At 42.0% G+C, this 20,575-nt stretch carries 21 protein-coding genes and 1 other annotated feature; of the genes, 5 read left to right on the forward strand and 16 right to left on the reverse strand.

Annotated elements, in window-relative coordinates; translation table 11 throughout:
• Nucleotides 1–65 precede the first annotated feature (65 nt).
• From E2R51_RS10400 to E2R51_RS10425, 6 genes are all read right to left on the reverse strand, one after another.
• On the reverse strand, nt 66–278 hold the full coding sequence (locus E2R51_RS10400) for a hypothetical protein (protein WP_133376973.1): 213 nt from the start codon (nt 276–278) through the stop codon (nt 66–68).
• Nucleotides 279–406: 128 nt separating this feature from the next.
• Nucleotides 407–1,054, reverse strand: a complete 648-nt coding sequence (locus E2R51_RS10405) for a 3'-5' exonuclease (protein WP_133376974.1) — start codon at nt 1,052–1,054, stop codon at nt 407–409.
• 15 nt (nt 1,055–1,069) lie between these two features.
• Nucleotides 1,070–2,971 (reverse strand): DUF294 nucleotidyltransferase-like domain-containing protein, encoded by a 1,902-nt coding sequence (locus E2R51_RS10410; RefSeq protein ID WP_133376975.1) that lies wholly within the window; start codon nt 2,969–2,971, stop codon nt 1,070–1,072.
• Nucleotides 2,940–4,616 carry a sodium:solute symporter family protein gene (locus tag E2R51_RS10415; RefSeq protein WP_133376976.1) on the reverse strand — a complete coding sequence of 559 codons (1,677 nt, stop codon included), beginning with the start codon at nt 4,614–4,616 and terminating at the stop codon, nt 2,940–2,942. The genes E2R51_RS10410 and E2R51_RS10415 overlap by 32 nt, the downstream gene beginning before the upstream one ends.
• 48 nt (nt 4,617–4,664) lie before the next feature.
• Nucleotides 4,665–4,967: a DUF4212 domain-containing protein gene (locus tag E2R51_RS10420; RefSeq protein WP_133376977.1), complete on the reverse strand. Its 303-nt coding sequence runs from the start codon at nt 4,965–4,967 to the stop codon at nt 4,665–4,667.
• Nucleotides 4,968–4,989: 22 nt separating this feature from the next.
• Complete coding sequence (locus E2R51_RS10425) at nt 4,990–5,172, reverse strand: hypothetical protein (RefSeq protein WP_133376978.1); 183 nt, start codon at nt 5,170–5,172, stop codon at nt 4,990–4,992.
• 493 nt (nt 5,173–5,665) lie between these two features.
• Between E2R51_RS10425 and E2R51_RS10430 the strand changes: the two genes are divergently transcribed.
• The 3 genes from E2R51_RS10430 to E2R51_RS10440 all read left to right on the forward strand — a co-directional run bounded on the left by E2R51_RS10430 (nt 5,666) and on the right by E2R51_RS10440 (nt 7,111).
• A complete protein-coding gene (locus tag E2R51_RS10430) occupies nt 5,666–5,887 on the forward strand; it encodes a YuzF family protein (protein ID WP_133376979.1) in 222 nt (73 codons plus the stop codon).
• 72 nt (nt 5,888–5,959) lie between these two features.
• Nucleotides 5,960–6,850: a manganese catalase family protein gene (locus tag E2R51_RS10435; RefSeq protein WP_133376980.1), complete on the forward strand. Its 891-nt coding sequence runs from the start codon at nt 5,960–5,962 to the stop codon at nt 6,848–6,850.
• 66 nt (nt 6,851–6,916) lie between these two features.
• The gene (locus tag E2R51_RS10440; RefSeq protein WP_133376981.1) at nt 6,917–7,111 is read left to right on the forward strand and encodes a YwbE family protein; all 195 of its coding nucleotides are present in this window, start codon (nt 6,917–6,919) and stop codon (nt 7,109–7,111) included.
• Nucleotides 7,112–7,127: 16 nt separating this feature from the next.
• Here E2R51_RS10440 and E2R51_RS10445 read toward each other — a convergent pair whose 3' ends face one another.
• From E2R51_RS10445 to E2R51_RS10460, 4 genes are all read right to left on the reverse strand, one after another.
• Complete coding sequence (locus E2R51_RS10445; protein WP_133376982.1) at nt 7,128–9,410, reverse strand: helicase C-terminal domain-containing protein; 2,283 nt, start codon at nt 9,408–9,410, stop codon at nt 7,128–7,130.
• Between the two features lie 91 nt (nt 9,411–9,501).
• On the reverse strand, nt 9,502–10,686 hold the full coding sequence (locus tag E2R51_RS10450) for a class I SAM-dependent rRNA methyltransferase (RefSeq protein ID WP_133376983.1): 1,185 nt from the start codon (nt 10,684–10,686) through the stop codon (nt 9,502–9,504).
• Nucleotides 10,687–10,799: 113 nt separating this feature from the next.
• Nucleotides 10,800–11,615, reverse strand: coding sequence for a uroporphyrinogen-III synthase (locus E2R51_RS10455; protein WP_133376984.1), 816 nt, complete (start codon nt 11,613–11,615; stop codon nt 10,800–10,802).
• A gap of 39 nt (nt 11,616–11,654) precedes the next feature.
• A complete protein-coding gene (locus E2R51_RS10460) occupies nt 11,655–12,095 on the reverse strand; it encodes an SRPBCC family protein (RefSeq protein ID WP_133376985.1) in 441 nt (146 codons plus the stop codon).
• A 251-nt stretch (nt 12,096–12,346) separates the two neighbouring features.
• On the opposite strand from E2R51_RS10460, the gene E2R51_RS10465 reads away from it, so the two are divergent.
• Nucleotides 12,347–13,156: an SGNH/GDSL hydrolase family protein gene (locus E2R51_RS10465; protein WP_133376986.1), complete on the forward strand. Its 810-nt coding sequence runs from the start codon at nt 12,347–12,349 to the stop codon at nt 13,154–13,156.
• Between the two features lie 144 nt (nt 13,157–13,300).
• Here the strand turns inward: E2R51_RS10465 and E2R51_RS10470 are convergent, their stop codons facing one another.
• The 6 genes from E2R51_RS10470 to E2R51_RS10495 all read right to left on the reverse strand — a co-directional run bounded on the left by E2R51_RS10470 (nt 13,301) and on the right by E2R51_RS10495 (nt 18,940).
• Nucleotides 13,301–13,609: a hypothetical protein gene (locus tag E2R51_RS10470; protein ID WP_133376987.1), complete on the reverse strand. Its 309-nt coding sequence runs from the start codon at nt 13,607–13,609 to the stop codon at nt 13,301–13,303.
• Between the two features lie 18 nt (nt 13,610–13,627).
• A complete protein-coding gene (gene msrB / locus E2R51_RS10475) occupies nt 13,628–14,575 on the reverse strand; it encodes a peptide-methionine (R)-S-oxide reductase MsrB (protein WP_133376988.1) in 948 nt (315 codons plus the stop codon).
• A gap of 99 nt (nt 14,576–14,674) precedes the next feature.
• A complete protein-coding gene (gene argS / locus E2R51_RS10480) occupies nt 14,675–16,378 on the reverse strand; it encodes an arginine--tRNA ligase (RefSeq protein WP_133376989.1) in 1,704 nt (567 codons plus the stop codon).
• Nucleotides 16,379–16,429: 51 nt separating this feature from the next.
• Nucleotides 16,430–16,650, reverse strand: a binding site (T-box leader).
• Between the two features lie 209 nt (nt 16,651–16,859).
• A complete protein-coding gene (locus E2R51_RS10485; RefSeq protein WP_133376990.1) occupies nt 16,860–17,234 on the reverse strand; it encodes a response regulator in 375 nt (124 codons plus the stop codon).
• A 268-nt stretch (nt 17,235–17,502) separates the two neighbouring features.
• Nucleotides 17,503–17,871: a VOC family protein gene (locus E2R51_RS10490; protein WP_133376991.1), complete on the reverse strand. Its 369-nt coding sequence runs from the start codon at nt 17,869–17,871 to the stop codon at nt 17,503–17,505.
• 319 nt (nt 17,872–18,190) lie between these two features.
• Nucleotides 18,191–18,940, reverse strand: coding sequence for an AraC family transcriptional regulator (locus E2R51_RS10495; RefSeq protein ID WP_133376992.1), 750 nt, complete (start codon nt 18,938–18,940; stop codon nt 18,191–18,193).
• 275 nt (nt 18,941–19,215) lie between these two features.
• Between E2R51_RS10495 and E2R51_RS10500 the strand changes: the two genes are divergently transcribed.
• Complete coding sequence (locus tag E2R51_RS10500; protein ID WP_133376993.1) at nt 19,216–20,562, forward strand: MFS transporter; 1,347 nt, start codon at nt 19,216–19,218, stop codon at nt 20,560–20,562.
• Nucleotides 20,563–20,575 lie beyond the last annotated feature (13 nt).

The raw sequence follows: 20,575 nt of genomic DNA on the forward strand, positions 1-20,575 counted from the left end.
AATAACAAACATTATCATAAACCTTGTAATGAGATTATATATCAACTGTATCAAACCAGCTGCTCTTATGTTTCCATCAGCCGGCTGCTGGCAATCAGTCTGTAGAGCGTACTGACAGGTTTATTTTGCTCCTCCCACTCCATTGTGATGATAGTTGGTATTTCATACATTTTTTCCATTCGAATCATTAGATCTGCATATAAATCATCTAATTGTTCATGGGGAAATACTTTTGAACGAAGAGCTTCCCATTCATTCATAATGGTTTCAATTGACATTCTTACAGTTTCCTTTCTTCGTGCCCGCAAGGCGAGCCTTCCTAGTACATTTCAATGCACCCTAGAAACTATTCCCGCATAACAATCAATTTAAAACCACAGAAAGCATATTTACCTCCATCCTTTTTTCAGCGTAAGGATGAAAGCTCCAGCACATCGCCCCAGGTTGTTCTCCCCCGTTCTTTGGCCCGTTGGAATAACTCACACAAAAGGTAGGCAGCTGTCAATGCATCCCCTGTCGCACTGTGCCGTTCGTACATTCTTGTTTCGAATACACTGGCGTAATAGGCCAGGTCCTTCATTTCCCAAGTGGGCACTAAAAACGCCAGCAAATCCAGGGTATCAATGGCTGCAGGTGGAGGAAATTTGAAGTCAGCCCTTCTCAGTTCATGTTTCAGGACGAGAAGATCAAAGGAAATATAATGACCTGCAAGCCCATTCGCACCAAACTGTCTGCCAAATGCAAATAACTCTTCAATAGCCTCCAATGCATTAGGTGCATGAACAACCTGTTCGTTTCGGATCGAGGTTAAAGAAGTAATCTCCTCTGGAATATCTCTGCAGGGGTTGACATATGATTGGAAAATTTCTTTTTCTTTCACTTGAAGATTGCATATAGGTACAGCTCCAACCTCAATCAGCCGGTCATCCTTCCCGACCGCAAAACCAGTAGTCTCGGTATCTACTACAAGCAGATTGATTTGATCAAGCGGTGTTGAAAGAGGGATTTCACTGTTTATTTGACTTTGAAATGTTTTTTTGGACCAGATCGCCATCGATAAACTCCTCTCCTAAACCCCTAGTTCTCTTAGTACAATAAGCTGGAATTCCCGCAGCACGGTCAGCGCTCTGGACAGCAGCGCTTTTTCTCTTGATGATATATCGTCAATGATTACCCGGGAGGTTCCATCCTTCTGCTTTTGCTGGAGATTTATAGATAAGATGAAGTCCAGGCTCTCTTTTACTTCTTCCATCATGTCTGTTATCTGGTTTTGCTCATGTAATCTGTCCAACCGGTCATTGGTTGAGCCCTCCACAATCTGGTGCTGCAGTCCCTTTAATTGAAGGGTATGATGGAATGGAAACAGCACTCTTTTTTTTAAGTCAATTTCCTTGCCATCACGCATTATAAATGACCGAATTCGGTGATCTAACGAGGGAATAAGGGTATTTCTTAGCTCTTTTCCCATTTGAACGAGCAAAACCCCAGACCATTTTAACTCTTCCTGAATGCCACCGATAAACGACTGATGTAAAGAGTTGGGACCATAGACAAGTCTCATCGCAAAAAAATTATAGGAGTAAAGAATATTCTGCGGGGTAGAACGGGTGGCGAAACGCCGAATACGCGGCTGCCATTCTTCAACTGATCCTCTCCATAATGGATTGCTGGCCATCATATCTCCATCACAGCGTGTAAACCCCAAGGCTTCAAGCAAATCAACTATTTTATTGCTTAAATCTTCAAAGTAAACCTTACTGAGATTACTGGATTCTTTGTAAACGAGAAAATGATCCTGATCGGTAATCGACAATTGTTCCCCACGGCCGCCGCTGCCCATTTGATAGAATGCAAACTCGCATGGAGCACGCTGTCCATTTTCTTCGAACAAGAGCTGCTGTGCCAGATTGATAACATTCGTAACGACCTGGTCAAACAGAGGGGTCATTGTCGCCATTAACAGCCTCACACTTTCCCTGTCCTCAATAAGCTGATCCGATACTCGTTTTAATTGGTCCGATATTTCCTCCGCAGTACCCTCTGACAGCAGGTCAATTTGTTTCATTACCTGCTGGATCGAACGGTGACGCTGTTTTAATACATCTGATAAAGTAAGCATTCCAACGGGCATTTCCTGATCATCGACGACGACTATATGCCTTAAATCAGGATGCTGCTGAAACAGGCTTAACGCATCGTAATAGTAATCAGACCGATGCAGCACAGTACCCGGATGGTCCGCCAAGGTGACAAGAGCGTCAGATAGCGGCTTATTGTCTGCCATTGCTTTTATTACATCTCTCATGGAGATTACGACTGGTGTATTGGAGGCGTCCAGACAAACCGCAGCACTTAGGCGGTTTTGTGCCATAAACTGAATCCCGTCCTGTATTGAACAGGTGTCGGGGAGAGTCAGCAGCGGAGCAGACATCATATCCTGCACCCTTTTAAACACCTGCTTTTGATTTTCCATCCAGCCCGATTGCTGCAGCTGCTCCGTTAAAGATTGATAGACCTCTTTTAATCGAAAAATGACCTTTTCAAGAAAATAGGATTGGACTTCTTTTACCTCCCAAATTTCCTGCAGCACAGCATATGGAATAAACAATCCAAGCGTTGTTTCCAACGCTTGGATCTCTACTGTGTTTGTCTGCTCTTCAGAAGGCTGTAGCATTGTGCTCAAACTACCCAGCCCCACAATTTCACCAGGACCGACGAGTTCCAGTACTTCTCTTTCATTTCTATAGCCTGATGCGTAAACCTCCGCCAGGCCGGAGGTAATGAGCAGAATGCCTTCTCTTTTCTTTTTGGAATGAGCGATAATAGCCCGTTTATCATACTGTCGTTCTTCACAGCGTTCATAGATCTTTTCAAAGTCGCTGTCGCTTTTGCCAGAAAACAATGGTGTTTTCCTGGTGATTTGTTTTATTGTTTCTCCGTCATTTGGTTGGCGGAACGTCTTCTCCGTCATCCAGCCACACCTCTCCATCCCGATATGTCATTTGCTCAGGATAACGCAAATCTTGTACTTCCTCTTGAATTTTTTTAGATGGCGGCTTAGTCGCTAAAGAGACAATAATATTTGTTAAGATCGCTGCGAAAGCTCCGAAAACACCCGCTCCCGTATCGATAATTCCCAAAATAGTAAATCCGCCGTATTTGGCAGCAAAAATGTAACCAAGCGTTACACTTAATCCTACTACAAGACCTGATATAACCCCGGCTGCATTGGATCGTTTCCACCATACCCCAAGCAATAAAGCCGGGAAGAATGAACCTGAAGCCAAAGCAAATGCCCAGGCAACAATCTGGGTAATCGCACCCGGAGGATTTAAGGCAATTACTCCTGCTGCTAATGAAGCAATTACAATTGACCAGCGCCCAACGGATAAACGTTTTTTATCTGTTGCGTTCGGATTGATTGAACGGTAATAAATATCATGAGAAAGCGAAGCAGAAATGGCGATCATTAATCCTCCTGCTGTTGAAAGTGCAGCTGCCATTGCTCCTGCAGCCATTAATCCGATTACAAAAACCCCCAGGTTCGCTATTTCCGGAGTGGCCATTACCACAATGTCATTGGCAATTTGAAGCTCTGTCCATTGCAATACCCCGTCTCCATTTGTATCAGCCACCTGAAGCATTCCAGTATCGATCCAGGAGTTTGTCCAGGCGGGAAGTGCATCAATAGGAGAATTGGCAACCTGAGTCATTAAAATAAACCGTGAAAAGGCAGCATAGGCAGGAGCAGACAAATAAAGCAGGCCGATAAAAAGAATTGCCCATGCTCCGCTCCAGCGAGCTGCTTTCATAGTGGAAACCGTATAAAACCGAACAATAACATGAGGCAGTCCTGCCGTTCCGGCCATCAGGGTAAACATCAGCGCTAAAAACTGCCACTTCGTTCCTTCGGTGAAGGGCACGATATACTCCGATATTCCCAATTCCTGATCAAGAACCCTCATTTCCTCCAGAACATTTCCGTAGGAGATCCAGGGAAGCGGATTACCTTGCAATTGAAGGGACATAAAAATAACCGGAACCAGATAGGCTGTGATCAATACGATATACTGGGCTACCTGCGTCCAGGTGATTCCTTTCATCCCTCCAAGAGCAGCATAAAATGCGATTAACCCTGCTCCAATAATCGTCCCGATCCGATAGTCCACTTCCAGCAGACGGCCTATTACGACGCCTGAACCAGACATTTGCCCTATGGAATAAGTGAAACTGATAATGATCGTAGCAAAAGCAGCTATCAACCTTGCAGCGTTGCTTCCATACCGGTCCCCTATAAATTCAGGAACTGTATATCGTCCGTATTTACGAAGCTGCGGAGCAAGAAGGAAAGTCAGCAAAAGATATCCTCCTGTCCACCCCATAATATAACCAAGGCCGTCATAGCCCATGATCATAACCGTTCCTGCCATTCCAATGAATGAAGCCGCACTCATCCAGTCCGCTCCAATGGCCATACCATTATAAATAGGCGGCACACCGCGGCCAGCCACATAAAAGTCCGAAGTTTCCTTTGCTTGGTTGTAAATAGCAATTCCTATGTATAATCCAAATGTCGCTAAGATAAATGCCAGAGACACAATAAACTGTGTATCCATCGTATTCCCCCTTAGTCATGCGTACTTTTAATCTCTATTCCTTATATTCTAGTGATCGATCGTTTTGCCCGAACCAATGGATTCATTGCGCGCATCGTCAATTCCGTATTTTTTATCAATCCGGTCGCTTACGATGGCATTAACAAAAAGCAGGATAATAAATGTCAGCACTGCCCCCTGCGCGCCCATATAATAGTGAAGAGGAAATCCATTAAACGTAAAGTCCGAGAGAGGTTCAGCAAACAAAACAACACCAAACGATACGGCAAAACCAATGATCAGATAAATAATAATTAACGTTGTCCTGGTGCGAAAATAGGAATCAGCTACTTTTTTATCAATCTTCTTCATTTCCTTTTCTCCCCTTTCCCTGCTAGCCTTTTAAGTCAAAAATAAATGTTATTGTATCCCATAATGGCAGCGGCACTTTTATAATCTCGATCAGCATGAATACCGCAATGGCGAGCAACGGAAGTGCAAACAGCCTCTTTCGCTGCAGCTTCAATCCCAGAAACACGGAAAAAATGGTAATAAACACAAAAATCCATACCAGCAAGTCTCTTCCTCCTTCCTCCAATTGAAAGCGTTATCATAAATAATCAATAAAAGAATGAAAATTCGATCTTTTTCTATTATTTCTTTAACTATACAATACTGTCAAGGAATTCACATATCGAAATGGGGCTGTTTTTTCTTTCAATCAAGACAAAAATTCTCTGCATCAGCTTGCAGTGGACAGGCATATTTTTCATTAGAATCTCTTCAATTCAACGTTTAACCTCAGTTCAGGTACTGAAAAAATTTCATCGATTAAAATAACTTATCCAACTGCCAACTCCTGATTTATTTTTTACAAATGTATAATTATTAATTATTTTCTATTTAAATGTCGTTTCTTCGTCACCACCTCGCCTTTATTTCCCCAAATACAGTAATTACAAGTAATATAACAGGACCGGTAATTTGCCATCCCTTCTCCATCTGGATGATTCACCCATCCCAAACACCCCTCATATAGTAAAGTAATTGCTAATAAGGGGTGTGTGTTTATGAATGGTCAACAACAGCCAGTTCAGTTAACAAGTGTATATGATCCATATGTTTATCAAACATTGACTTCTGTTATCGGGAAAAACATTGTGGTACAAACAACCCGCAACTCGCTTCAGGGTACTCTTGCAAACGTGCTGCCTGATCATATTGTCGTCGAAATCAATCAGACACCTTTCTTTATAAGAACGCAGGAAATTATCTGGGTCTCCCCTTCTTAAAAAAATCCTCCCTCATATCCACTGCTATGGAAACATACACATAGCAGGAGGACTATGCAGAGGGGGAATTTTATGTTTAAGCGTGTCAACAGGCTGGCTATTGAGCTGCCTATTCCAGAATATGGTGATGCGAATGCCGCAGCTGCAGTTCAGGAGCTTTTAGGCGGAAAATTCGGTGAGATGTCCACTCTCAATAACTATATGTACCAGTCATTTAATTTTCGGCAAAAAGGAAAACTAAAACCTTTTTATGATCTGGTGGCAAGTATAACAGCTGAGGAATTCGGTCACGTTGAGCTTGTCAGTAATACCATAAATATATTGCAAAGAGGGACCTCCTTTACTGCTGAACCCGATCTTACCCCGCTTCAAAACGGCAAAGATGTAAGGAATACATATTCCTTAATCGCCACAGCTCAAACCTCGCTTGCCGGTGATTCAATGGGGAATCCATGGAGAGGGGATTATGTATTCTCGAGCGGAAATTTAGTGCTGGATCTTCTTCATAACTTCTTTCTTGAAGTTGGCGCCAGAACACACAAAATGCGTGTTTATGAAATGACGGACCATCCTACAGCGCGTGAAATGATCGGCTATTTACTTGTCCGGGGAGGCGTTCATATCCTTGCCTATGCCAAGGCGCTGGAAATCGCGACTGGTGTTGATATGACAAAAATGCTGCCAATTCCAAGCCTTGACAACCGCGTCTTTGATCATGCGAGAAAGTATGAAGACCAGGGAGTGGGCAACGTCCTGTTTACTTGGAGTGACGGGGACTATAAAGATATTAATCAAATCTGGAAAGGAACCAACCCAAGCAACGGACAGCAGCTTATTGTTAAGGAAGGTATTCCGGAAGGAGCTCCGGTTCCTGATCTGTCTGATCTTCCTGAAGAGTTTGCGCCTGGAATTGGCAGAGATGAATTTGAACAAATTTCAAAAAGACTGCTGGCTAACATGTAGTCATCAACCTTCTCCTATTAACTGTGTTATGATTAAACAAACGTTTAATAGAGAGTAGGTTAACGCATGACGGGCCAGCAGCGAAGTGCTATCCGACCGGGGATAGAAGTTGATATTGTGTTAAAGCAGGATCAGCGATCAGGAAAATTAACAAGAGGAATCGTAAAAGATTTGCTTACGAAATCACCCAATCACCCTCACGGCATTAAGGTCCGATTGGAAGACGGCCAGGTTGGACGGGTAAAAAATATTATTAACTAAAAAGCATCCAGACCCTTCACGGGTTCTGGATGCTTTTTTGTCCTCTCCATTCCTCCGGCAGGAGCTGCTGGTACAGACTGGTTTGAAAACGGTCGTCGATCAGCAGCAGAATTCCATGATCGGTTTCAGTTCTGATCAAACGTCCCCCTGCCTGAAGCACTTTGTTGATTCCAGGGTACACATAGGCGTAATGGTAGCCATTATGTCCCTGCTGCTGAAAATATTTTTTCATTTGATCCCGTTCCGGATTCAGCTGCGGAAGCCCCACTCCGACCACAGCTACCCCGGACAGCTGATTTCCCGGCAGATCAATTCCTTCAGAAAAGACGCCTCCCATCACAGCAAACGCTACTATATTTCTTTGCTCATGTTTGAAAGAGTGCAAAAACGCCTCCCTCTCCTCCTCACTCATGTTGATGGATTGAATAAGCAGTTCATAACGGCCGGGTTCCACCTGCAGCTGAAATTCTGCTACAGCTGATTGCATATAGCGATAAGACGGGAAGAAAACAATAAAGTTCCCCTCAGCATCTTCAACCCCCTGTTTTATAGCACGCACAATCTCTTTGATGGTGTGATTCCGATCGCGGTATTTCGTAGAAATAGGATAGATTCTCACATCTATTTGCTCTTTATTGAAAGGAGAGGGGATGGCAACTCCATAATCAGTTGATTCACCACCCAGCATCTTACGCACATATTGAACAGGAGCCAGGGTGGCTGAAAAGAAAACACTTGCCCGGTAGGACTTGGTTGACTCTTTAATAAACAGCGACGGATCCATACAAATTACTTTAACGATCACATCACTGCTTCTCTTTTCTACTAAAACGTAAAACCGTTCGTCCATGGATTCAATTACATGAAGCATTCTTTGGGCTGCAAAATATAAATCAATGATAATTTCATCCGCAGCACCGTTCTTTACTTGCTCCTCAGCCTGTTCATAAAAGTGAAGCAGTGAGTCTTTCCATTCAGCAGGTATTTCCTCCAGCATGGCATATTGATGTTCTCCACACTTCTTTTTGATGTCTAAAAAGGCGCGATTTACATTTTTTGCAGCTTTTTTTAATAGCGGAGCCGTGTCTGACTTGCTTAATGCAAGAAAGGGAGCTTTTTGAATCGCTGCTGAGTACATATCCCTCGCGCGGTCAACTAAATTATGCGCTTCATCCACCAGAAGAACTGTGGAGCGTTTCTGCTCTCCAGCCAGCCGTTTTCTTGCTACTCTCGGATTAAAAACATAATTATAATCACCGATCATGGCATCGGTCAGATACGAGAGATCCATTGAATATTCAAATGGACATACCCGATGCTTTTTGGCGTATTGTTCAATAACCGGTCTGGTCATTTGCTGTTCATTTTCCATGATGTCCATAATCGCAGCATTAATCCGGTCATAATGCCCATCTGCAAATTCGCAGTATTCCTTTTGGCAGATTGTTTTTTCCTGAAAACATATTTTATCCTTCGCTGTTAATGTAACAGAGGACATATTCAGTCCATGGTCTGCCATCAGAGAAAATGCTTCTTCAGCAGTGGTGCGGGTTATGGTTTTAGCGGTGGAATAAATTAGTTGGCTGGCTTTTGCTTCACCCAGCGATTTTACCGCGGGAAACAAGGCCGAAATCGTTTTGCCTATTCCGGTCGGAGCCTGCGCAAAAAGCTTTCCTTTTTCGTTGATGGTTTGATATACTGCTCCGGCAAATTTCCGCTGGCCCTGCCGGAATTCTGCATGAGGGAACGTCAGCGATTGTATGGATTCGTTGCGTTTCACAATCAGGTTTTTAATCAGCATAGCAAAAGGTGCATACATGCGGATCATCTCTTCTATCTGACTGCGCAAGGATTCAGCCGTATAGGTCTGGATAAAACGCTGCTCTTCTTTCGTAATAGTCTGGACATAGGTCATTTGAATATCTATTTTTTCCAGCCCTTCTTTTTCGCAGACAATCCATGCGTAAACAGCTGCCTGAGCCAGATGAACAGGTGATGGCGCGTCAATATCCTGTAAAGAGCGTGAAGTGGATTTAATTTCATCTATGATGATTTGATCCTGTTTCCTTAAAAGTCCATCGCATCTTCCTTCAAGGTGAAAATGATTTCCATCTACTTCAATCTTCCTTTCCAGGAATACCTCCTTTTCATCCCCTTCTGCATAATTTTTTTGTACAGCCTGATGAATTCTTGTCCCTTCTAAAAGAGCGGTTGAACTTCCTATTCTTGCATCGATACTGCCGCTTCGATGAACGTATTCGGCAAGCCGTCTAGCCGAAATGCTGATTATGTCCGTCATGGCACCACGTCCTTGTTTTGTTCTGATTGGTTTTAGTGTACCTTTTTCGGGGTCAAAAAAGCCACTCACTTCTTTCGTGAGCGGCTTAAGGCTACTTTCTTTTCACAAATAACACTTTTAGGTAATCCCCTTCAGGAAAAGAAGGTGATACATTAAAATCTTCAGGTAATGAATACGTTTCTAAAATTTCATATTTTAATCCTTTTTCTTTAAATGCTTCATCAATAAAGCGCTGGAACTTTTTCATGGTCAGAGAAGCAGCATTCGTTGATGCCACAATAACTCCCTTGTCTTCTGTAATATCAATTGCCTGCTTCATCAAATTCTTATAATCCTTTGCCGCACTGAACGTATGTTTTTTGGAACGCGCAAAGCTTGGCGGATCCATCACGACGAGGTCAAATTTGATGTCATTTTTAACGGCATAATTAAAATAGCGAAACACATCCCGAACCAGGATATCCTGTGCCTCATAATCAATGCCATTCATACTGAATTGCTCGATTGTTTTCGCTACACTTCGGTTTGCCAGGTCCACGCTTGTCGTTTTAACAGCGCCGCCCAGTGAAGCAAAAACAGAAAAAGCCCCTGTATAAGAAAATGTATTAAGAACATTTTTCCCCTCTGCATAACGATCGCGAATTGCCCGTCTTACATCCCTTTGATCAAGAAAAACGCCAACCATCGCCCCATCATTTAAATGAATGGCAAAATGCGCCCCGTTTTCTTTCACAATCAGTGGGAAAGATGGCCTCTCCCCTCGGACAAAATCATCATCTGCCACATACTGACCTTTCGTATCAAAACGCTTTTTCTCATAGATACTTTTGTACGAAACCAGCTCTTCAAAAGCATCCAGGATTTCTTCACGCAATAAATAAATACCTTCACTGTACCAGGTGAATAAATAATGGCCGTCAAAATAGTCGATTGTTAATCCGCCAATTCCGTCACCTTCCCCATTAAACAGGCGAAAAGCAGTGGTATCATTTTTGCCAAACCACTTTTTACGGCGCCCGATAGCAGCACGCAAACGGTTAACAAAAATACGGTGGTCAACTTCCTCTTCCGGGTCCCATGTGATCAGCCAGCCGACCCCTTTATTTTGTTTACCCTGGTACCCTTTTGCGATAAATTGGTTTCGCTCATCTACAGCAGTAATGATGTCCCCTTCGTTCCCAAGCTGGTCCTGGTGCTCCAGCATTTCCAAAGTCAGCAGTGGAAATCCATTTTTCACTTTATCTGAAAACTTCTTCTTGATTTTAATCGTATTCATGTATGGTTCTCTCCTCAGTTGCATTGAATGATCTTTCAGACACAGATCTTTTGCAATATCCTCATCATAACTGAGCAGGCAGGGTCACACAAATATTCTTTCACAAATCGAAGTCAATTATGATTGTTTTCATAAAAATTAGCGAGCTCGATAATCATGGCACCCATCCGTTCATTTTCAGGAGCAATGAATCGTTCAATCCCTTCTTCTCGCAGGGCTTCAGCTGTGACCTTTCCAACCGCTACTGCCAAAGCATTTTCTTTAAATGCGTTCAGTATGTCTTTGTCACAGCCTTTATTTCTTGCATAATCAAACAGGGAACGGACCTGAGTCTGGGTTGTAAAGCATACAGCGTCCACTTTTTCCTCTGCAAGTTCTTCACAAAGCCTTGCCACCGCTTCTTCCTCAGGTGGAATATGCAGGTATGGAAGAATGGTTTCAACAATCGCTCCTTTACTTTTAAGAAATGCAATGAGTCGGGGAGCAGATTCCCCATGCAGCTGCACCATCACACGCTTATGGGATAAATCCACCTCTTCAAGCGATTGCACCAGCCCCTGTGTGGTACCATCATGATCTACTGCTACAGGCTTGATGTCCAGACGCTTAAGTGCGTTGGATGTCTTATATCCTCTTGAAGCCACCTGTGTTTCCTTGAGCCTATGTAAAAATAATTCCTTAATTTCAAGCTTATCTGCAATACTGATCAGGGTGTCGATCCCGATTCCAGTGGTGAAAATAAGCAAATCTGCTCCTTCATTAACCAGCTTCTGCAGGGACGGCTCAACTTCTTTTTCAGCTAAAAAAACCGTTCCCTGAAGCGGTCTGCTTACCGGGATTCCTCCTTGCTTTTTGATTATGGTGCTTATTTCTTCTATTTTTCGGGATCCTCCAATCACGACCCTTTTACCATCCAGTCCTTTACCCAATTGAATCCCTCATTTCTTTTAATTAGTTGCTCGCGCCTTTTATTGTTCTTTTTCAATAAACTCTTTTAATTTCTGTAAATGAAACAACTCTTCCTTTGAAATCATCCGGACGATCATTCCTTTAAATAAACTCCTGCCAAATCCAGAGGTTCGGACAATACCGTCAAATGTAACAAATGTGCCTTCCTGCTGAGGTTTAAAAGTGTACCTGAACGTAATGCCTACACCGTTTTGTTCACTTGCAACAGCGTACGATTTGTTCGGAACATATTCAATCACTTCAAGTGTTGATTGAACTCTTCTGCCTCCAAGGTTCCGAATTTCGGTATACTTTGTTCCCTCACCAACCGGCCCTTCAGTCATTTTGGTTATTTGCTCGACTTTATCCATTATCTCGGGAGAACGTTCCATATGCGTCGTCAGTTGAAATACCGTTTCAACCGGACGATCGATTACCATTGTCTGATTAAGTGCACCCATTTAGAGTATCATCCTTTCAACAGAAATTTTACCTTTCCTGCCATTATACTGTTTTCGTGTCATTCATTATATAGTGATCAGCCCATTAATGGAGACATAGCACAAAATTACAGGGGAAAAATAATTTTAAAAGAACCATTCGATTTAAGACCTGAAACTGTTGAAGGATTATTACATTTTTGTTACAATTGTAATAATTCGATTTCATTCTTTGACAGAATGACCTAAGAAAGGACTGTTTTTCCAATCCTATGAAAAAAATGATAAGCCTGCTGATCGCCGCATCCGTTTTACTCCTGCTTTTAGGAATGGTACGGGGCGAATACCGACATAAGCAAATTGAAATTGAGCAAAAATTAGAGCGGTTAAATCCCGCATTAAATAATGATATTAATTATTTTGATTACTTGACTTATCGCGTAATGAAAAATGGGTCTGCACGGGTTGCGACATTAGGAAGCAGCGTGACAAAGGGTGTTGGAGCAAGCGCTCCGAGTCAGTCATGGCGCGCCCTGCTTCAAAAAGAATTACGGGATACAAGCCGGCCGCTTAAACATGTGACTGTCAGCAATCACGGTCATTCCGGTTATACCTCTGCTATGCTGCTTGATCAGGACGTTCTTTCTAAAGTGAAAAACAGCCGCCCAGATTTAATCATTCTTGAAACGTCAGTGATTAACAACTATCGCCGTTCTGTTTCAATGGAAGAAACGCAGGCTTCCATTGAAGAGCTGTATCGTACTTTTAAAGAACAAATTCCGGGTGTTGAAATCCTGTTTATAGCACCAAATCCAATACTAAAGGAAAATATAGACCCTTCCGGATTGAATCAGCTGGGACATACCTTTGAGGAATATGTGGACTTTACGGAGCAGATTATTAAAGATAATAAGTGGAATTACTTTGATACCCATGGCCATATGATGGATGAGATGGCGATTAGAGGACTTGAGAAAAAAGACGTATTAAATGACATGATTCATCCGAATGATCTGGGGTACAGCATATGGTTTGAAGAGCTTTTCTACGAAGGTCTCACCAGATCCATTTCAGGAAAATAAATCATGATAAAAATATGCGACAATACCTTCCAAATTTAAAAAAGAATGCACCTTACGAACCCGTGACTTGTTCGTGAGGTGCATTCTTTTTTGTGCAAAATTATTGTTTTATGATATCAAAGCGGAAATCAACACTGCACTTATCTAAAGAAAGTTGGCAATCAAAAAGGTCAATAAAATAGGAGCAATCCACAGAATCGGCAATGAATTAGTGATGATCATCTTTTTCCAATTCTTTTTATGATAAGCAGTCCAGCTCATTGCAATCGTGAAAATTAACACAACCGGATAAGCACCTGCCATATAGACCAGCACGTCCGAAAAAACGCTGAGCTGCTGTTCTTCCTGCGTCATCATCATGGTCAGACCAAAAAAAGCAAACCAAACAGGAATGAACAATAAATAAAACACCTGACTTGACCAAAGTAAAATAGCCGCTTTACTGTTTTTCATATAGGAATCCTCTCTTTTTCATTTTCTCACCGAAAAGAGAAGAAGAAAATCTTCGTACCCCTCTTCTTTAAGTTTCTCTTTTGGAATAAACCGCAGAGCCGCCGAATTGATGCAATAACGCAGACCCCCGGGCTTTGGTCCGTCCTCAAACACATGACCAAGATGTGAATCAGCTTCTCTGCTCCTGATCTCTTTTCTCGTGTAACGGGTTGAAACATCCCATTCTTCCCTTACCATGGAGTCCGTGATCGGCTTCTTAAATGATGGCCATCCGCAGCCGGCATCATATTGATCACGTGAACTGAACAATGGCTCACCCGACACAACATCCACATAAATCCCCTCATATTTATTATCCCAATATAGGTTTTCATAAGGAGGTTCTGTTCCATTTTCCTGGGTCACATAATACTGCATATCCGTTAGTTTTTCTTTTAAGGCTGTACGGTCTTTCGGCCAGTATCTCCGTTTAAACTCTTCCCGGCCTGAGCCGCGAAAATATAGAGCATATCGAAAAGGGTTTTTCGCTTCAAATTGCTGGTGATATTCCTCTGCCGGAAAAAAAGGCCTGGCTTCTTTCACTTTTGTAATGATTGGCTTTTCAAAACGTCCGCTCTTTTCAAGCCTGTTGATTGAATGCAGCGCTTTTTCATGCTGCTTATTTGAGTGGGTGAAAATAATGGATCGGTAAGCCGGGCCTCTGTCACTGAATTGACCGTCAGGATCTGTTGGATCGGTTATTGTCCAAAATAGATCCAGCAGCTCTTCATAAGAAAGCTGGTCAGGATCAAATGTTATCTGAACCGCTTCCACATGGTCTGTTTCCCCTGTTTTGACCGATGAATAGCTGGCACTTTCCGCATCTCCGCCTGTATAGCCGGACACCACCTTCTCAATTCCCTGCAGTTCATCAAAAGGACGAACCAAACACCAGAAGCAGCCGCCCGCTAACGTTGCTTTTTCCATGATCTTCACCCCCGCACAATCAGCCTGTTTACCTTACTATAATAGTATCTTTTAGCATTCGCAGATAGTAAAATGCCTGCCCTCACCCAAAGAGGCAGCTTACATCTTTTCAGGAGCTGCTATTCCCAGTAAACGTAAGCTTTCTTTTAAGGTGATTATAATGGATTTAATGAGCAGCAGCTGCTGGATTTTTGTGGTTGGATCTTTTTCTTTTAAGATGTTTGTATGTGCATAGTAATGATTAAAATGCTGTGCCAGATCAACCGCATATTTGGCAATTTTAGAAGGATCCCATTCAGTAAACGCTTCTGTAATGACACCTTCAAATTCACTCAGTTGAAATACGATCATTCGTTCTTCCTCTCCAAACGAGGAGAAGCATGTATTCGCTGCTGCAGCTGACTCTACTTCACTTCCCTGCACATTTCTTACCAGTGAGCAGGCTCTTGCATGTGCGTATTGAACATAAGGACCAGTTTCCCCTTCAAATCTCAGCATTTCCTCCAATTCAAAATGAACGTCATTTTTGCGAAATACTTTTAAATCATGGAACATGACTGCGCCAACCCCTACCAGTTGGGCAACAGACTCTTTGTTTTCAAGAGAAGGATTTTTCTTTTCGATCGCTTCAGCAGCCATCTCAACCGATTTATCGAGCACTTCTTCCAATAAAACAACCTTCCCTTTTCTTGTAGACATTTTCTTGCTGTCTTTCAGCATCATACCAAATGAAATATGAACCAGATCATCCGCCCATTTGGCATTTAATTTTTTTAATACAGCCTTTAATTGTTTAAAATGAAGGGATTGCTCATTTCCTACCACGTAGAGCGATTTTGCAAAAGAATACTGATCCTTCCGGTAAAAAGCCGCTGCTAAATCTCTTGTCGCGTATAACGTCGCACCATCTCTTTTTTGGATTAAACAAGGGGGCAGATTGTCCTCCAGCCTTACGACCATCGCACCGTCTGACTCCTCCAGCAGCTTTGCCTCTGACAATTTATTAATTACTGCATCCATTTTATCGTTATAAAATGCTTCTCCATTATAGGAATCAAACGAGATGTTCATTTTGTCATAGACCAGAGAAAATGCGTCCAACGAAACGGCTCGAAACCATTTCCAAAGCTCGGTCGCCTCCTGGTCACCATCTTCCAGTTTTCTGAACCAGTGACGTGCCTCTTCATTTAAATCTTCATTTAATTCAGCTTGTTCGTGGAAATACACATATAGCTTGTGTAGCTCAACAATGGGAGAACGCTTCACCTGTTCTTCATCTCCCCACTTCTTATAAGCAGTGATCAGCTTTCCGAATTGCGTTCCCCAATCGCCAATATGGTTAATGCGTACCGGCTTATACCCCACCTTTTCCACTATGTTTGCAATCGCATTTCCAATTACAGTAGATCGTAAATGGCCCATGGAAAACGGCTTGGCAATGTTTGGGGACGATAAGTCAATGGTGATTTTTTCACCGTGTCCTATTGTTTGATCTCCAAATTGCGGCCCCTCATGCAGAATCCGGGAAAGTATCTTTGCTGAAAAGGTTGGAATATCGAGATAAAAATTCACATAACCGCCAACTGCCACTGCTCTATTGATTCCTTCTATGCTAAAGTCCTGCACCAGCTTTTCAGCTATTTGATTTGGTGCTTGTTTCAAGGTACGAGCCAGACGAAAACAGGGAAAAGCAAAATCCCCCATGTCCGGGTGCTTTGGTTTCTCAATCCATGTTTCCACTTTTTCTTTTACGCCCATCTGTTCAAGAAGCTGTTCGAGCTTTTCGGCAATGTGTGTTTTCATTCCTTTTTTCCTCCTCTGCATTAAAAAAAGCATTCGTCTCCTGCATAAAATGCAGGAGACGAATGCTTAATATCCGCGGTACCACTCCAATTGAATGCAAAAAATGCATTCCAACTTATGCATGTAACGGCTGCATCTATCCGGAACTGCCTACTCTGTTCAGCAGTTCACCTCACAAGTGCGCTTCAAGCAGGGGGTTTGCACCAGGCTTCCATCATCCCCGGCTCGCTAAGGCATCGCCCATGCTCTACTTTCTTGCTCATCGATCCTATCTATATGTTGACTTATTATACAAAACGAAGAATACACATTGCAACTACTTCTTTGTGAGCGGAGAAATAAAACCACAAATTTTCACTTTATATGATGCCGCCGTTAAAAATGAAAAAGATTAATTTTAAATTCGTGTTTATTATTAGTAAATTCGTGGTAAATACGTAAAATAAATAAAAAAAACCACCGCAGCCACGGTGGAAACTTTTTATTTATTATAGGGATTTTTTCTGAACAATTGATTATTTAATGTAGCAGTCAAGTTTTCCTTTGAAAACGGCTTGACATCTACATTTCTTTTTTTATCTTGAAAAGCTACCTCAATATTTACAAGGGAATCTTCTTTCGAAAGATAAATAACCGGGCATTTCGAGTGCTCTCTTATTTGACGGTACCAATAATAACCGTCAAAAAAAGGCAATGCGACATTTGTTAAAACCAGATCCGGTTTTTCTTCGTTAAAAATCTCAATAATCCGCTCAAAATCTGTAACTGGGATTGGCTGATAGCCACTCTCTACAATCTGGTCGGCAAGATCTAAGCGTAGATCAGTATCGTCTTCGATAATCATGATCCTTTGCATATAGATTCCTCCTTACTCATTAACCCCGCCCACAATAGGCGCACTTATTACGACTCTTTGGCTAACTTTACTTTCAATCGTTCCACATCTATGAATTCCGTTTTTCCTGCAAATGAAAAGCTGATACTTTTCCAAACTGACAAGCCTATGCTAATTTAGTCTGTAAATAAAGCATATACTGCTCTAAGTTAACAAGCATTGTCTCATACAAACTCTTCTATGTAAAAAATTCAGATTCTGGGAGTGTCTTAAAAGATTCATATTCTTTCTAATGATATTCCATAAATTCAATTCTATTACCAAATGGATCTTCAACAAATAAACGATCGCGCCCTGCAATAGGTTCCTCTTCTTCAATTGTATAAGACGCTTTCTCCAAACGGTCCCGAAGTTCAACAAGACCTTCCACCACAAGAGCAGGATGGGCTTTCTTGGGAGCTGCAAACGGCTCGAGCGTACCAATATGAATCTCCTGCATCCCGCAGCTAAACCAGCAGCCGCCTCTTCCTCGCAAGTTCTCAGGCTTCGGAACTTCTTTCAGCCCGAGCAGCCCGGTATAAAATTCTCTTGCTTTATCTTCATGGCCTTTTGGTGCAACCAGTTGAACATGATCAATCCCTTTAAATAAAAAACCCATTGTAATCCCCCATTTTCTCTTCACAATTTCAAATCGTGATATTTTTTTATAAAATCTTCCGGATGCTCCTTTACTTTGTAAGGGAACAATCCTCTGACAGTGTGAATATACAGCAGACCGTAGCTGCGGGCACTCGATTTATAGGATATATCCAAAATCTCTGAAAAGAAAAATTGATTGATCTGATCTGTGATTCTGTTTTCATAAAGGACCAGCTCATGATTATGCTCGATAATGTGCTGCTCCTCCCATTCAATCTTTCTGGTGACCGTAATATACCCGTGTGTCTTAATAACTTTGATATAGACCCCTCCCCTTTCTAGGATGGCTTTTGGATGGACAGTCTAAATTGTTTTGGTGTAAGACCTAATTGCTCCTTAAACACTTTTGTAAAATAACTTTGGTTGCAGAAAGCAAATTGATCAGATATTTCTACTATTTCCCTGTTTGAAAATTGCAGGTAATATCTTGCCTCAATTACTTTCCTGTGATTGCTGAACTGCTTAACTGTCATTCCAACTTCTTGTTTAAATAATTTAGCTAAATAACTCGGACTCACTGTAAGTTTGTTCGCAACCTCTTCGACTTCAATCGGCTGTTCCAATTTTCCATTAATAAGTTCAATCGCCTGGCTCACGATGGGATGATCGATTAATGGGTTAAGTCGCTCGTGGATCATTTCAGAAAACGCTTTAACCAGCCATTTCCCTCCGCCCATTAATTCCTCTTCAGACTTCCAGGTATAGATTAATTCTATGCAGGCTGAACTAAAACAAAAAATCTTTGTGGGAGAAACCCCGAACCTTTTTAATTCTTTGCCAAAGAGCACAACTTGAGAAAGGTAAAACCGTGGCAATGCTATAGGGAGTTCTTCTTTTGCACGGAGCTGTAAAATCTTTTGCAGCTCTTTCATACTTTTTTCGGCTGATTCAATCTCACCATTTATAATCTGATTCATCAGATTATCCTGTACTTGAAAATAATAGTTGATTCCTTCTACATCTTTTGAAAGCTCGATATCCCGAATATAGTATTGAGCAAATTGTTCATCATATTCCGATTCTTTCATCGAAAAATCAGCCCCCTTGAATCCACGAACAAATGTTCATTGTTTTATTTTATGGTAAATTAATTGTCATGTATTGTAAACAAATTGAATCATTAATTGAAGGTTTCGACAATATCCATTCAGCAGACAGACGTTTTTTGAATTGGTATAATTACTAGATTAATTTGATCTGTTCTGCTCCCGCTTCTTATGTGAATCGGGCATTTTTCTTTAAAGCATTGCTAAACATGGCTGTTGATTTCAGCTGAAATTAATTTAACGAAAGGGGCATGTTCATGACGGCATCTGCAATGACGCCAGCTCCTTCCTATCATAAGACGATACTCGTTTTAAGTGTGGCAGTCTGGTTAACGGTTATGAATACAACCATGTTTAATGTAGCTTTACCTGATGTACTACAGGAATTTTCACTTGCACCCTCTCAGGGGGCCTGGGTAGTATCGGGTTATTCCATCGTGCTTGCGATCTTTACGATTGCTTATACACGTTTATCAGATTATATACCCATTCGAACACTTGTTATAACAGGAATTTCACTATTTGGCTTTGCTTCAATTATTGGATTTTTTTCCACTTCCTTCGAGTGGCTTCTGGCAGCCCGGCTGGGGCAGTCCGCCGGGGCAGCAGCGATACCCGGATTATCAATGGTTTTTGCCGGCCGTTTTGTCCCTATTCACCGACGGGGCCGTGCAATGGCAATGATTGCTTCTGCTTCTTCACTCGGTTTTGGGTTGGGACCGGTTGTTGGCGGAATCATCACCGACTATCTAAGCTGGAATTACCTGTTTATCGTAACGGTTTTTGTGATCGCTGTAATACCTGTCCTGCTTCATCTCCTCCCCGATCAGGAAACCAACAGAGGATCATTTGATGTGCTTGGAGGCATTTTAACCGGGTGTGCTGTTACCTCTTTTTTATTATTTGTTTCAACACTTAACATTCTGTACATTGTTTCGTTTGTTTTGCTCACGCTGCTTCTACTATGGAGAATAAAGAAAATAGCGTATCCTTTTATCCAGCCTGAGCTATTGAGCAACAGGCAGTACCGATTAATTGTGTATTTAAGCTATATCGGCTTTACACTTCATTTCGCCTTACTTATTTTGATGCCTTTAATGATTCAGCAGGTATTCGGAAGATCTGCCACAGCGGTCGGGTTCCTTATTTTCCCCGGAGCAATGCTTTCCGCTGTTGCAGCTATTTATGTCGGCCGTTTAATTGATGAATTCGGGAATGTCAGAGTGATGTTCCTCTCTCAGTTTTTGCTTCTCACATCCGCTGTCTTTTTCACCTTTTTCTCAGGACTTAGTGAATATATGGTGATGATCAGCTATATGTTTACGAGTTTTGGATTTTCAAGTCTTTCTTCAAGCACGACAAACGAGATCTCTCGCATTCTTCCAAAAGATCAAGTTGCTACAGGAATTGGTATGAAGCAGCTCGTGCAATTTGTCGGAAGTGCTACGGGTGCGGTATTAGGCACCTCAATACTCGAATCGAGCGGCCGGACCTATTCCGTAGCCTCCTTTCAGATTGCCTACTCAGCTTTAATTGTGTTAATGATAATCTCTTTACTATTGCTGTTTTCATATAAGAAACGATCGATCGTATTGGACCAATAGTGTCCGATACGAT

Source organism: Jeotgalibacillus sp. S-D1, assembly GCF_004358665.1.
In the GTDB taxonomy this organism is placed as follows: domain Bacteria; phylum Bacillota; class Bacilli; order Bacillales; family Jeotgalibacillaceae; genus Jeotgalibacillus.

Bases quoted from the DNA above. Each gene is read 5' to 3' on its own strand.
- E2R51_RS10400 (WP_133376973.1), bottom strand. From the start codon at position 278: ATGTCAATTGAAACCATTATGAATGAATGGGAAGCTCTTCGTTCAAAA.
- E2R51_RS10405 (WP_133376974.1), bottom strand. From the start codon at position 1,054: ATGGCGATCTGGTCCAAAAAAACATTTCAAAGTCAAATAAACAGTGAA.
- E2R51_RS10410 (WP_133376975.1), bottom strand. From the start codon at position 2,971: ATGACGGAGAAGACGTTCCGCCAACCAAATGACGGAGAAACAATAAAA.
- E2R51_RS10415 (WP_133376976.1), bottom strand. From the start codon at position 4,616: ATGGATACACAGTTTATTGTGTCTCTGGCATTTATCTTAGCGACATTT.
- E2R51_RS10420 (WP_133376977.1), bottom strand. From the start codon at position 4,967: ATGAAGAAGATTGATAAAAAAGTAGCTGATTCCTATTTTCGCACCAGG.
- E2R51_RS10430 (WP_133376979.1), top strand. From the start codon at position 5,666: ATGAATGGTCAACAACAGCCAGTTCAGTTAACAAGTGTATATGATCCA.
- E2R51_RS10435 (WP_133376980.1), top strand. From the start codon at position 5,960: ATGTTTAAGCGTGTCAACAGGCTGGCTATTGAGCTGCCTATTCCAGAA.
- E2R51_RS10440 (WP_133376981.1), top strand. From the start codon at position 6,917: ATGACGGGCCAGCAGCGAAGTGCTATCCGACCGGGGATAGAAGTTGAT.
- E2R51_RS10445 (WP_133376982.1), bottom strand. From the start codon at position 9,410: ATGACGGACATAATCAGCATTTCGGCTAGACGGCTTGCCGAATACGTT.
- E2R51_RS10450 (WP_133376983.1), bottom strand. From the start codon at position 10,686: ATGAATACGATTAAAATCAAGAAGAAGTTTTCAGATAAAGTGAAAAAT.
- E2R51_RS10460 (WP_133376985.1), bottom strand. From the start codon at position 12,095: ATGGGTGCACTTAATCAGACAATGGTAATCGATCGTCCGGTTGAAACG.
- E2R51_RS10465 (WP_133376986.1), top strand. From the start codon at position 12,347: ATGAAAAAAATGATAAGCCTGCTGATCGCCGCATCCGTTTTACTCCTG.
- E2R51_RS10470 (WP_133376987.1), bottom strand. From the start codon at position 13,609: ATGAAAAACAGTAAAGCGGCTATTTTACTTTGGTCAAGTCAGGTGTTT.
- msrB (WP_133376988.1), bottom strand. From the start codon at position 14,575: ATGGAAAAAGCAACGTTAGCGGGCGGCTGCTTCTGGTGTTTGGTTCGT.
- argS (WP_133376989.1), bottom strand. From the start codon at position 16,378: ATGAAAACACACATTGCCGAAAAGCTCGAACAGCTTCTTGAACAGATG.
- E2R51_RS10485 (WP_133376990.1), bottom strand. From the start codon at position 17,234: ATGCAAAGGATCATGATTATCGAAGACGATACTGATCTACGCTTAGAT.
- E2R51_RS10490 (WP_133376991.1), bottom strand. From the start codon at position 17,871: ATGGGTTTTTTATTTAAAGGGATTGATCATGTTCAACTGGTTGCACCA.
- E2R51_RS10495 (WP_133376992.1), bottom strand. From the start codon at position 18,940: ATGAAAGAATCGGAATATGATGAACAATTTGCTCAATACTATATTCGG.
- E2R51_RS10500 (WP_133376993.1), top strand. From the start codon at position 19,216: ATGACGGCATCTGCAATGACGCCAGCTCCTTCCTATCATAAGACGATA.